Below are 13,417 nucleotides of genomic sequence, written 5' to 3' on the forward strand. Positions count from 1 at the left end.
CATCATTCCACCGAAAAACAGCTTTTACGATGGCGCCACACACCCAAAAATCAGATATCCTGTAATTCCCGAACCATGGCATCCAGCCCGCGCCGAAGCTCGCCAAGCAGGCGCGGTATTTCCGCGATATCTCCGTTCTTTCCGGCCTGCTCCAGTTGCTGCGACACCTCAAAGGGCATGCCCATGGTAAAGCACCCCACCGTCCCCTTCAGGGCGTGGGCGCGTTCGCCAAGGGTCTTGGTGTCGCCGTCCCGAAGCGCCGTCTCAAGCTCATCAAGACGCTGGGGCACTTCGTCGATGAATATCTTGGCGTTTTCGCGCAGGAAGTCCTGCTCACCGCCAAAGCTCTCCTTCATTCGGCGCGCGTCCAAAATGGGCGCGTCCTGTTCCGGCGCGTCTGTATGCATACCGTTCTCCGCTTCCTGCGCCGCATCGCTGGCAGGCGTTGCTCCCGCGTAGTCCCCGGCGGCGACCATTTCCATAGCGTCAAACATCTCCTTCGGCGTCACGGGCTTAGGGACAAAACCATCCATCCCCGCGGCCTCAAAGCGCTCGCGGTCGCCCTTCATCGCGTGGGCCGTCATGGCAATGATGGGGATATGCTCCCCGGTTTCCCGCTCCCGCTCACGGATGATGCGCGTGGCCTCCACGCCGTCCATCTCCGGCATCTGCACGTCCATAAGGATAACGTCGAACTCCTCTTCATCCAGCGCGCTGAGCGCCTCTACGCCGTTATTGGCAATGGCCACTGTGTGCCCAAAGGTCGCCAACATGGCCTTGGCCACGTTCTGGTTGATGGGCGTATCCTCGGCCAGAAGCACGCGCAGCTCACGCGAGGCCACAAGCTCTTCGGGCTTTTTGGCCTGCCGCGCCAGCCCAACGTTCTCCCAGCTCCCAAGGGCCTGTGCCACACTGCGCAGCAGCTCCGCCGGGCCCACCGGCTTCACAAGGCACGCCACCGCACCAAGGGCGCGGGCCCTGCGCTCCTCCTCCTGCGTGGCGGACGATGTGAGCATAATAATCTTCATCCCCGCGAACTCGGGCCGCCGCCGCACGGTATCCATCAGCGCCAGCCCATCGGCCTCGGGCATGACGCGGTCCACAAGGGCAAGCTCATAGGGCTGACCGCGCACCACGGCGCCCTCCATCAGCCCCACGGCCTCGGACACGCTGGACGCCTGCACCGGCACCATCTTCCACTGCTTGAGGCTTTCGGCCAGTATGCGGCGGTTCATCTCGCTGTCGTCCACGATGAGCACCCGCACGCCCTCCAGCACGCTCACGTCCGGAATGGCCGCACGGCTGGGCACAACAACGTCCGCCTCTTCCATAAGCACGTTGAAGCTAAAGGTGCTGCCCTTGCCCGGCTCGCTCTGTACGGAAATTTCGCCGCCCATCAGACTGACAAGCTGGGTACAGATGGCCAGCCCCAGTCCGGTGCCGCCGTAGCGCCGCGTAATGGTGCCATCGGCCTGCACGAACAAATCAAAGATGCGGCGCTGGTCCTCGTGATTGATGCCAATGCCGGTGTCCGACACCTTGAAGTGCACGTCGACCTTGTCGTCCACAAAGCCGCGGAAATCGACGCTGATGACGATTTCGCCGCTTTCGGTGAATTTGAGGGAGTTGCCCACAAGGTTGATAAGGATTTGCCGCAGGCGCTTGGGATCGCCCATAAGGCTGTCCGGCACCTCGGGGGCGATGTGCATCATCAGTTCCAGCCCCTTTTCCGCCGCGCGGGGGCCAAGGGTCTGCAGGTCGTTGTACAGGGAGTCGCGCAGGCTGAAGGGCACAACGTCGATTTCCAGCTTGCCCGCCTCTATCTTGGAAAAGTCCAAAATGTCGTTGATAACGGTAAGGAGCGCCTCGCCCGAAACGCGGATGGAGTCCACATACCCGCGCTGCATATGGCTAAGTTCGGTGCCAAGGAGCAGTTCGGACATACCGATCACACCGTTCATAGGCGTGCGTATCTCGTGGCTCATGTTGGCAAGGAACTGGCTCTTGGCCCGGTTGGCGCCTTCGGCGGCTTCCTTGGCGATTTGCAGTTCCGCCTCAATGGTCTTGCGGTGGGTGATGTCCGTATGCGTCCCGACCACACGCGTGGCGGTGCCGCTGCCGGTTTCGTCCACAATCTGCGCGCGGCCCATCACCCAAACCACGGATCCATCCTTATGGAGCATGCGGTAGTCGTTGCGGAAGGGCTCCACCCGCTCAAGCTGACGCCGGTAGGACTCCAGCACCCGCTCGCGGTCCTCGGGATGCAGCAGGCGCGTCCACGTTTCGACACTGGCGGGCAGCTCGCCTTCCTCATACCCAAACATATGCAAGAAGCCGGGGCTGAAATAGACCGCAGACTCGCCGACCTTCCAGTCCCACAGGCCATCGCTTGTGGCGGACATCGCCATCTTAAAGCGCTGCTGGCTGCGCATAAGCGCGTCCTCGGTGTCCTTGCGTTCGGTGATATTCTGCATCACCCCCACAACGCCCACCTCGCCGTCTATCTGCTCCACCATGGACCGCGACACAATAAAGACGAAGCGCGCCCCGTCCTCGCGCAGGTACTCCGCCTCATAGGTCAACCCCGCGTGCTCTCCCGCAAAGATGGCGCCATCGGCATGCATGCCCTGCTCTGCAAAGTCGCGGGGCACACATTCGCCTTCCTTGCGGCCAAGAACATCCTCGCGCTCCTTAGCCACAAGCTCGAGAAACGCTGCGTTAACGGTGACATAACGTCCCGCCTCGTTCTTGAAGAAAACCGGAATCGGCAAGCAGTCGAGGAGTACCTGCATAAAGCCAAAGCTGCGCATCAGGTCCGCCTCGGCGCGTTGCCGTTCGCGCACCTCGCGCGCGAGACGGCGGTTCCAGTACAGGATAAGGACCAATACGACGAGCACGCCGCCCCCAGCCTGCAAAGCAATGCGCCACACCTGCCCCATCGCCATGCCGGTCTGTACCTTCACGCCCACCCAGTGGCGGAAGATGGCTTCACGCTCGGCGTGGGGGATGGAGTCCAGCGCCTTGTTCACAATACCCGCAAGCTCCGGCCAATCCTCGCGCACGCCAACGGCAAGACGCAGCTCATGCTGCAGCACGCTGGCAACGCGCAGGTTGGTGATGCCCTGCTGTCTGATGGAGTAGCTGGCCGTGGCAAAATTACTGAGGCAGGCATCGGCCTCACCAAAGGATACCGCCGCCCACATCGCCTCGGGAGAATCCACGGCCAAGACGTCAATCTCAGGATACCGCGCAAGGATATCGTGCGCCGCACCATTGCGCACAGCGGCCACCTTGCGGCCAATGAGGTCCTCCAGCCCGGACATGTAGTCCGCGTCATCGCGCGCAACAATGACCCACGGCGTCTTCACATAGTCCTTGGAGAAGGTCAGCCCGTGGCCGCGCTCATAGGTCGGCACGTCGCAGGCTATGCCATCAAGAACGCCGCCGCGTACCTGCCGCATCAGCTCATCCCAGCCATCCACCATGACGATGCGCACGCTCAGTCCCGCGCGCTGCGCCACCCGCCGCACCACCTCCACCGCCATGCCCGTAGGCCGGCCGGATTCGTCCTCCAGCACAAAGGGCGGATAGTCGCGGGGCACGCCAAGGGTCACCGACGGATGCCGCGCCAGCCAGCCGCGCTCCCACGCCGTCAGCCGAAACACCTTGGCCCGCGGCCTGTATACGTAGTCCTCAGGGTTGGTAATCCAACGCTTTTCCAGCTCCAGCAGTTCGTTGTCCGAAATATTGGCAAAGCCTTCGTTGACGGCGGCAAGCAGGCTGGAACTGTTCTTGGCGACGCCGGGGCGCAATTCATCCGTATGTTCCCATGTGGCCAGCTTCTGAAACAGCGCCTGCGAATCATGCTTCAAAAGCGCCTTGCGGACCTCCAAGGTCGGGCCGACCACGGCGTCCAATCCATCAGCAAGGGCGGCTTCCACCGCGCCCTGCACGTCCTGAAACAGCACCTGACGGATGTACGGGGCTTCCCACTCCAGCGCCTTGATAACGTCGGGGTCGTCCACCACGGCGGCGGTTGTCCCCAGCATGTCGTCCAGGGCCTGCGGGGCATATTTGTCAGAACGGTAAAACAGCGCCCACTGTTCGCCATACACGGGCGAGGCAAAGGCCAGCTTTTGCGACTGGCCCGGCTCGTTCGGTAGCCCTGCGGCCACGTCGGCCATCCGGGTCTGCACATCGCGGATAACGTCGTGCCGGTCATTCAGGATGAAGCGGACATCATGGCCGCTGCGCTCGGCCCACAGCCGCCAGATGTCCACCAGCAAGCCCGCTGGCTGGCCGTCGTCCGTGGCAAAGCTCAAGGGTGGATTGTACCTGTCCATCGCGACCAAAAGGGAGCCGCCGCTCACCACGCTCTGCCTCGGGTGCCATTTGCGGCGCATGTAGCGCAGTTCATCGGACCCAATAGCCGCCATGCCCTCGCGCAGCGCCTGAAAGAGCAGCGCGTCGTCCCCGCGCACGGCAGCATGGATGCCGCCCGTCCATAGGGGGCGGTCCTGATGGTAACTAAACTCCTCCAGCTTCCCCGCACCGCGCAAAAGGCTGAGGCCCGTCTCCACCGGCAGGACAAACGCCAACAGATTATCCTGCGTCAGCGCCTTTTCCAGTTCCTTGATGGACGGATAAAGGGTGCGCATCTCCGGCGAAAGTCCGCTCACAACGGCCTCTTGCACAGGCCAAGAGTATCCTACAGGCAACCCGTGCAGGTCCCCCATGGTCTTGACGCCGTAGAGCTGGCGGCTAAAGAAAAAGTTCTCCTCCACGCACAGCGGAAGCCGCAAATCCATGGCTCCGGTCAACGGCTCTTCGTCCGCCTGCCGGAATATATGCATGACATCCACCGTGCCCGCGCGCAGGTCCGTCTCGCCCCAGCCTTCGGTATAGACAAAGTTGACCGGCACCCCCGTGCGCACACTCCATGCCCGCCACAGGTCCGGCAGCAGTCCTTGCGCCGTTCTGCCCGCACGCTTCATGGAATACGGCGGCAACGCCTCGGGCAGGGCCACGTTGACCTCGCCCAGCTCCTCAAATTGGCGCTCGCCAACAAGCGCCTCCGCGTTATGCCCAACCCATTCGCTGATGACGGCGGCCACTTCCTCATCCGTCACCGCCTCCATGGCGGCATTCAGCCGCCTTGCCAACTCGGTCCGGCCCTTTTTGACGCCAGCGAAAACCTTGCCGCTGACCACGGGCGGGGAGACAAACTTCACACGCCCGGTCGCGCCTGCCTCCGCCAAAAAGGCCGAGGCCACCTCGCGCGCCATCACAGCGGCGTCCACCCGCCCCTCCGCAAGGGCAAGGCACAGCTCGCGGTAGTCATTAAAGGCGGTCACGTCGCTGTCGAGGTTCGCCCTGCGGATGATGTCCTCGTTGGCGTTACCGGCTATGACGCCGATGTCGTAGCCATTGAGGTCCGCGATGCGCTGGGGCGGCATATTCCCAAAGGCGTCCTTGACGTAATACAGGTACAGCCCGGTCTGGGCATACGGGCCAACCGGCTCCAGCTTTTCCCCCATGCCCGGAACGCGAAAATACGCGGCAAGGATGTCCGCTTCGCCATTCTCCACGCGCCGGAGTCCCTCGGCCATGGACGTAAACGCAAAAGTCAGCTCAAAGCCGCTGCGTGCGGCCAGCATCTGCCAATAATCCACGGCAATGCCGCGGGCCTCGCCATCCGGCCCCGGGAAGTATACGGGCCGGGTATCCATAAACACCACCCGGAGCGGTCCTCCCGCGCCCTCCACATCTTGCGACGCCGCGCGGCCCACAGCGCAGCACAGCACCAGCGCAAGGACGAGGGCGGCACACAGCCTTGCCCCCATACAGGTGCGTGGGCCGCCCCGGTGCGGCGCAAAGAATCCGGCCTCACCCTTCGTCGGGATAGGCCTTTTGGATGGCGTGTATTGCATCAAGGTTGCTCAGCAAAAGGTCCACAAGTGCAGGTTCAAATAAGCCGCCACGCTCCTTGCGAAGCAGATCAAGAATGCGCTGTGTCTCCCACGCTTCCTTGTACACACGGGGTGAGGACAACGCGTCGAACACATCCGCAAGCGCGGTAATGCGTCCAAAAATATGAATTTCCTCGCCCTGCAATCCATTGGGATAGCCCCCGCCATCCCAGCGCTCATGGTGCTGTAGGGCCACCACCGCCGCAGAACGGATAATCTTGCGTCCGGAGGTGCTGAGGATTTTATAGCCGATGGTGGTGTGGGTCTTCATGACCTCGAACTCCTCCTTGGTCAGCCGCCCCGGCTTGAGCAGGATGGAGTCCGGAATGCCAATTTTCCCCACGTCGTGCATTGGCGAGGCAAGGCGAAGCAGCCCGGCCTCGGGCTCCTCCAGGCCATATTCCATGGCGAGATAGTATGAATACTCCGCCACGCGCCGCACGTGGTTTGCCGTTTCGTGCGAGCGGCTCTCCACCACATCGCCAAGGGTAAAAATAAGCTCTTTTTGGGTGTTGATCAGTTCGTGATTCAGGGTGAGGTTGTCGAGGGCCATCCCCGCATTGGTGCCAAGGATGCTCAGAAGCCGATGCTCAAGGTCCTCCAGCGGACGGCAGCACTCCAAATACACATGGCTTGGGATGTCGCTTTTTCCCTGAAAACTCACCGCAAAGGCCCGCCCGTCGCGCTGGATACCGCCATTTTGGGTGGCGCTGTGCATGGCCTTTACGGCGTCTGGCGCAATCTCGCGCGCATCACGGCCAATGCGCTCGCGGTATTGACCGATGCCCGCCACAATGGGCATTTCGCCATGACGTTCCATCACGGCAAAGCCGTCGGCCTCGCACGGGGCATGCTTTCGGCACTCCTGCCGCACAAGGTCCCTGAACGCGTGCAGCCACTCCTGACAGAACTCGTCCGACGACCGCTGCGCCAAAAGATGCCCCGAGGATTCAATAACACGCTCCAGCCCGTGCATGCTGCGCTCAATGGTCACAAGGTCCTTGTAGGACCGCACCGCGCCGATGATGGTCGTATACAGCCGCTCTTCCGTGAGCTCCGTCTTTTGCTTGTAGTCGTTGATGTCGTACTGCACCACGACCTGCCGCTCCGGAGCGTGTCCCGGCTGCCCGGTGCGCAGGATGATGCGCACGAGTTGGTTGTCCAACTCCTCACGGATGAATTTGACGTATTCAAGCCCCGCCTGATTCGTCTCCATAACGACGTCGAGCAAGATGAGCGCGGTATCCGGATGCTGGCGGATCAGCTCCCGCCCTTCCCGGGCGGTGTAGGCACTGATGCATTCAAACCCGCGGCCATCGAAGGTGAAGTCCCGGACCACCATCCGCGTGACGGTGTGCACTTCCTCTTCATCATCAACGATCATGAGCTTCCAATCCGGCTCATGGACCGCATGCTCTTCTTCATGCTCGGCAGCAAAGAGATCATTCTGCCTGCTTTGGCTCATACGCAACGTACCCCACGGTCTGCGTTACTCGGTTCTGCGAAGGCACAGGGAAAAATAGAACTGGCTGCCACTGTGCTCGTCGCTTTCGACCCAAATCCCGCCGTTCATCCGCTGGATAATGTCCCGCGTGATGGCAAGGCCAAGCCCCGCCCCGGATAAACGCTTGGTCATGTAGTCCTCGGCAAGCGCGAAGGGCTCAAAAATATGCTCGCGCTTATCCGCAGGAATACCCACCCCCGTATCACTCACCACAAAAAACAGCGCCACCCCGTCCGCGCAGCGCGGCATGGGGGCCTTGCCTTCAAGGCTTTCGGCAAGGTCCGGCGTGAGTTCCTGCACAGCAAGGCTCACCGCGCCCTTGTCCGTGTACCGAATGGCATTGACGAGCAGGTTCACCACAACCTGCCGCAGCCGCGCCGGGTCACCCAGCAGGCGCTCGGGCACCATGTGGTCAACGCTCCAGCGCAGTTCCAGTTCCTTCCACCCGGCCTGAATTTCCATCACCTCAATGACCTTGCGCAGCTCCGCCCGCAGGTTGAACGGACGCTCATTAAGCTCAAGGCTGCCCTCGCGCAGGCTGGAGAGCTCAAGAGCATTGTTGATGATGGCAAGCAGCCCTTCGCCGGACTTTTTGATCATCTTGCAGTATTCAAGGTTCTGCCCGGTGAGGGAGGCGTCCAGCAGAAGATTGGTCAGCCCAAGGATGCCGTTGAGGGGGGTGCGCAGTTCGTGGCTCATATTGGCGAGGAATTGATCCTTGGCGAGGTTTGCCACCTCTGCCTTGTCCCGCGCCACTTCAAGCTCCCTGCGGCTGTCCTCAAGATCCTGCAAATGCCTGTAGGACCGTACGGCTGTGGTTATCGACGTAAACAGCCTGTCGTCGGTCAGCTCGGTTTTGTACTTATAGTCGTTGATTTCGTACTGCTCGATAACGGCCTTTTCCGGGGCTTCGCCGGGCTGTCCCGTCCGCAGGACAATACGCACGAGGGTATTTTTCAGGTCCTCACGCACCCAGCGCGCAAGGTCCAGCCCCGCCGTGGAGGTCTCCATAACGACGTCCAGCAGGATGGCCGCGATGTCATCGTGCCGCCGCAGGATGTCCTGCGCCTCCTGCGCGGAATAGGCGTGCAAAAACTGAAGCCGGTGTCCCAAAAACCGAAAATCGCCCAACACAAGGCGGGTCAGCGCGTGCACTTCCCGCTCATCGTCCACGACAAGCAGCTTCCATGCGCCGGAATCCGCCTCGGGCTGCTGCCCTTCACTGGCAAAGGCAAAGGGGCGCTCGTCGCGAGGCTCATCGTCTGGCGGCCAGCCTTGTCTGCCCATGCTACTTCCCCACCAGCTTTGGTACGGTTATGAAAAAGCGGGTCCCCTCGCCGGGGCTGCTCTCGCACCGGATGTCCCCACCCAGTTTCTGCGTCACAAGGTTAAAGACAATCTGCATGCCCAGCCCGGTTCCGCCACGGGCGCGCTTGGTGGTAAAAAACGGCTCGTACATGTTCCGCAGGGTTTTGGCGTCCATACCCGCGCCATCATCGGTGTATTCCACCACAACGTCGTCGCCGTCCTCGCGGGCGGCAATCGTAATCTGGCCGTTCTCGCGGTTCTCAAAGCCGTGCATCAGGGAGTTCATGACCAGATTGGTCAGCACCTGCACAAACGCGCCGGGATAGCTTTCAATGGTCAAATCATCCGGACAGTCCACAACCACTTCATGCCCGCCGCGGCGGTACTCATGCCGCAGGCTCAGGAGCACCTCGCTGATGTACTCCGCCACGCCAAAGGCGCGCTTTTCGCCGGTGGTCTGGTCCACGGCCACTTTCTTGAAGCCCTGAATGAGTTCCCCAGCACGGCCGAGGTTGGTCAGAATGGATTGTGACGCCTCATCAACGTTATCCAAAAACGCCTCCAGCTTGGACCGCGTCAGCGCCTCCTCCTGCAGCATGCCGCGCAGGTCGTGCACCTTGCGCCCCAGAAACGAGGCCGCTGTAAGCCCCAGGCCGACTGGGGTATTGATTTCATGGGCGACTCCGGCCACCAGTCCACCAAGGGACGCCATTTTCTCGGACTGCACCAGCTTTTGCTGCGTGCGGTGCAGCTCGTCCAGCGACTCCTGCAACGAGCGGTTTATCTCCCTCTGCGTCCGCTCCAGAGACAACAACCGCTCACCCACTTGCAGCCGCACTTCGAGTTCCGAGGCATCAAACGGCTTGACCACATAGTCGTCCACTTCGCCCTCCCTGAACCCTCTGACCATGTCGTCAATGTCCGACTTCGCAGTCAGCAGGATGATATAGGTATACAGCGTCTCATTACTGGCCCGGCGCACGCGCCGCGCTAGTTCCAGCCCATCCATTTCCGGCATCATCCAGTCCGTCACCAGCATATCCACCGGCGTCTGCACCCCGGCATACAGGTCGTACGCCTCCCTTCCGTTGGCGGCCTCAATAACGGTATGCCCCCATGATTCAAGGGTCTTGCGCAACACATTGCGTGGTATGGTCTCATCTTCGGCTATGAGAATACGCACGGGGCTGGTTCCTCCCTTTTGGCGTCAGAGGGCGTCGCGCCGGACGCGCTCATATCGATAAGCCGTCACATCCGAAGCTCCGCCATGGGCGGCCGCGTCCACCGCCACGTACACATGTCACTGTAATCTCCGAAAATTCTTGCCACTCCGTCTTTTCGCGCGAAAAGACAGCGAGGGCACACCTACTATCGGCTAGTATGTCATCCGCCCGAAAAAACGCAAGACGTGTTTAGGAAAATCAAGTTCCCTCTAGCGAAATTCGGCAAACAAACTCACAGACTCATGACATTGATGCGGCGCATGGTGTATACTGCTTGGCATCTCTGACCAAAGTGGAGCAAACATGCTGATGGACCCTCTTCTGCTCACCACCGTCGGCGCGGGGATTATCCTGTGCGCCTGCATCACGTGGCTTATGCTGCGGTTGCATGCGATGCGGCGGGAGAACGAGTCCATCAAGGCCCGCTCCACACGCGTGCGCGAGCGAAACAAAGCCCTTGCGGACATTGCCAGCACCTTCATCGCCAATCCGGGACCAAGCGCGCAGGAGCAGGCCCTTGGTCTGCTGGGAGAATTTTTGGGAGCGGACAGGGTCTGCCTGCTCGTCTTCACGCGCGAGGGAACGCGCTTTGACATCACTCAGGAATGGACGGCCGAAGGGGTACGCCCCATCGCGGATATCATCCGCAACATTCCGGTGCACAGCTACAAGGACTTCACCAAAGCGCCACTGGCAGGAAAGCCTAGGGCCTTCCCCTGCGACACGCAGGGGCCTATGGGCACCGGCCTTTTGCCGCCGGGCTGGAACCCAGCCGCCCTCATCACCGCACCACTACACGCGGGGGGGCTTTCCTTTGGTTTCATCACAGCGGACAGCACTCACTGCCCCCCGCCGTGGAGCCCCGACGATGGAGAAACGCTGGAGCACGCAGCCATGCTGCTGGCCACGGGGCGCGCCTACAGCGACGCACGCGAGGCGCAGCAAAAGAGCGAGGAGCGCTACTCCATCGCCATTAACGCCGCCTCCGAGGGCATATGGGACTGGAACATCACAACGGACGATTTGTACCTGAGCAGGCGCTCGCTGGGCATATTGGGCTACACGCCGCCGCAAGGGCCGCAGACCATGAAGGAGTGGCTGACACATATCCCCGCCGAGGAGCGCGCCCGCCTCTCCGCCAGCATTGTGGAGCTGGCCCACAACGAAACCAATGGCTTTGAACTGGAAATCCCCCTGCTGGACCGCGACAAGAACACGCGGTGGATACAGCTCAAGGGCATTGGTACGGACCGCGACGTGAAGGGCGCGCCCTACCGCGTTATGGGCACACAGACGGACATTACAGCGCGCAAGGCAGCAGAGCTTGCCCTCCGCAAAAGTCAGGAACGCTTCGCCCTCGCCATGGACGCCAACGCCGATGGCATTTGGGACTGGGACCTTGAGACGGGCGAGGTCTACTACAGCCCGGGCTGGTTCAGAATGTTGGGCTACGGTCCCGGCTCACTCCCTGCCACGCCGGAAGCGGCAGTGAGCCTCATTCACCCCGAGGACCGGGAGTTTGTTGAAAAACAGCTCAACACTTTCCTCTCCTCGCAGGACGGCATCTGGAATCTTGAATTCCGCATGCGCACCAGCCTTGGCGGCTACCGCTGGGTGCTCTCGCGCGGGCGCATTGTCAGCCGGGCGGAGGACGGCACAGCCCTGCGCGCCGTGGGCACGCAAACGGACGTCACCCGGCTGAAGGAGGCGGAAAAGGCCGCAGAACAGGCCAGTCAAGCCAAGAGCAGATTCCTCGCCAATATGAGCCACGAAATCCGCACCCCCCTCAACGGGGTCATCGGCATGGCGGAACTGCTGATGCAAATGTCCCTGACGCCGCACCAATATGAATTCGTGCGCACCATCCGCAACTCCGGCAATACGCTCCTGAATCTGCTGGGGGATATTCTGGACTTTTCCAAGGTGGAGGCGGGCAAGCTGACGCTGGACGTGCAACCCTTTAGCCTGCGGCAGTGCCTGCAGGAGGTCATCACCCTCCAAGCGCCACTGGTGGCGGACAAGGATGTGGAACTGCTCATCGACTTCGCCCACGACGTGCCGGACCATGTGGTGGGTGACGACACACGCCTGCGGCAGATTCTGCTGAACCTTGTCAGCAATGCCATCAAATTCACCGCGCATGGCGACATTCTCCTGCGCGTCCGCCACACAATGCACAACGATCGGCTGCGGATCGACGTCTCGGTGTCGGATACGGGCATTGGCATTGCCCCGGACCGCATCGCCCATATTTTTGAATCCTTCGAGCAGGAGAATACGTCCACCTCGCGCCACTATGGCGGGTCCGGACTGGGGCTTGCCATTACCGCCCAGCTGACGAAACTTATGGGCGGTAGCATCGGTGTTACCAGCACACAGGGCAAGGGCAGCACGTTTTCCTTCAATATCCTGCTGGACTTTGCCGAAGAGGACGCCCTGCAAGCAACGGACTACCCTGCCCCTGCCCTCTTCCGGGACACACTGGCCGTTGTGGTGGACGACAACCCCACAAGCAGGCAGCTGCTGCATACCAAGCTCCGGCTCTGGGACGTGGATGTCCACTTGGCGGAGTCCGCCGACGAGGCCGCCGCCATCATCACACAAAGAGCGCCCAAACGTGTTGCACTCATCACGGACCACCGCCCGCCCCGGCTAGACGGCATCGCCATGGCGGAAGACGTGCGCGGCGCAACCGGCCAGCCAGACCTCAGCGCCATCATGCTCAACGCCACAGGGCGGCTTGTCGCCTACGCCACAGCGCAAAAGAAAAACATTATCTGCATCCCCAAACCCGTAGAAACGCTTGTGCTCATGAAGGCGCTCGCCGTCGCCTTTGGGGTGGAAAACGACACGCCCCCTTGTCTGGACGGCCTGCCCAGTAGCGAAGGCCCGCCTACAAGCGCCACGACTCCGGCCTTGCGCATCCTGCTGGCCGAGGATACCCCAATCAACCAAAACGTCGCCCGGAGCATGCTGGAAAACTTTGGCCACACCGTCACCATCGCCCCCAATGGCAGCGAGGCTGTGGAGGCCTTCAAACGCGAACCCTTCGACCTTGTGTTCATGGACATCCAAATGCCCGAGCTTGACGGCATTGAGGCCACGGCCCTCATCCGCCAGCACGAGGACGCAACGAAGACCACCACGCCAACACCCATTGTTGCCATGACCGCCAACAACATGAAGGGCACCATGGAGCGCCTTCTTCATGTGGGGATGAACGGGTTTGTTGCCAAGCCGCTGCGCCCCAATACCTTGCGCCGGGCCATAGACGCCGCCGTTCAGGGCAAAACAGCAAACGGAAGCGCCACCGGAGAGTCCTACCAGCCACACTGCCCATAGCCACCGCGCCAACCCAAAAGACAACGCCCCCGCACAATCATGCGGGGGCGCAAAAACGTTGCGGCCTGTCC

Annotated in this window: 5 protein-coding genes; 1 reads left to right on the top strand and 4 read right to left on the bottom strand. The window is 61.5% G+C overall.

All coding sequences use genetic code 11. The features are described 5' to 3' along the window. Positions 1–50 precede the first annotated feature (50 nt). The 4 genes from ACYQ2T_RS16285 to ACYQ2T_RS16300 are packed head-to-tail and all read right to left on the bottom strand — an operon-like array spanning position 51 to position 9,964. Positions 51–5,843 carry a transporter substrate-binding domain-containing protein gene (locus ACYQ2T_RS16285; RefSeq protein WP_459901933.1) on the bottom strand — a complete coding sequence of 1,931 codons (5,793 nt, stop codon included), beginning with the start codon at positions 5,841–5,843 and terminating at the stop codon, positions 51–53. Positions 5,844–5,886: 43 nt separating this feature from the next. Then, entirely contained in the window at positions 5,887–7,434 is a 1,548-nt protein-coding gene (locus tag ACYQ2T_RS16290; RefSeq protein ID WP_459901934.1) for an HD domain-containing phosphohydrolase, read from the bottom strand. A gap of 24 nt (positions 7,435–7,458) precedes the next feature. Further along, entirely contained in the window at positions 7,459–8,760 is a 1,302-nt protein-coding gene (locus ACYQ2T_RS16295; protein WP_459901935.1) for a response regulator, read from the bottom strand. Between the two features lies 1 nt (position 8,761). Then, on the bottom strand, positions 8,762–9,964 hold the full coding sequence (locus tag ACYQ2T_RS16300) for a sensor histidine kinase (protein ID WP_459901936.1): 1,203 nt from the start codon (positions 9,962–9,964) through the stop codon (positions 8,762–8,764). A 343-nt stretch (positions 9,965–10,307) separates the two neighbouring features. On the opposite strand from ACYQ2T_RS16300, the gene ACYQ2T_RS16305 reads away from it, so the two are divergent. Next, entirely contained in the window at positions 10,308–13,346 is a 3,039-nt protein-coding gene (locus ACYQ2T_RS16305; RefSeq protein ID WP_459901937.1) for a response regulator, read from the top strand. The last annotated feature ends 71 nt before the right edge of the window (positions 13,347–13,417 follow it).

Source organism: Desulfobaculum senezii (assembly GCF_054657395.1).

Bases quoted from the DNA above. Each gene is read 5' to 3' on its own strand.
- ACYQ2T_RS16285 (WP_459901933.1), bottom strand. From the start codon at position 5,843: ATGGGGGCAAGGCTGTGTGCCGCCCTCGTCCTTGCGCTGGTGCTGTGC.
- ACYQ2T_RS16290 (WP_459901934.1), bottom strand. From the start codon at position 7,434: ATGAGCCAAAGCAGGCAGAATGATCTCTTTGCTGCCGAGCATGAAGAA.
- ACYQ2T_RS16295 (WP_459901935.1), bottom strand. From the start codon at position 8,760: ATGGGCAGACAAGGCTGGCCGCCAGACGATGAGCCTCGCGACGAGCGC.
- ACYQ2T_RS16305 (WP_459901937.1), top strand. From the start codon at position 10,308: ATGCTGATGGACCCTCTTCTGCTCACCACCGTCGGCGCGGGGATTATC.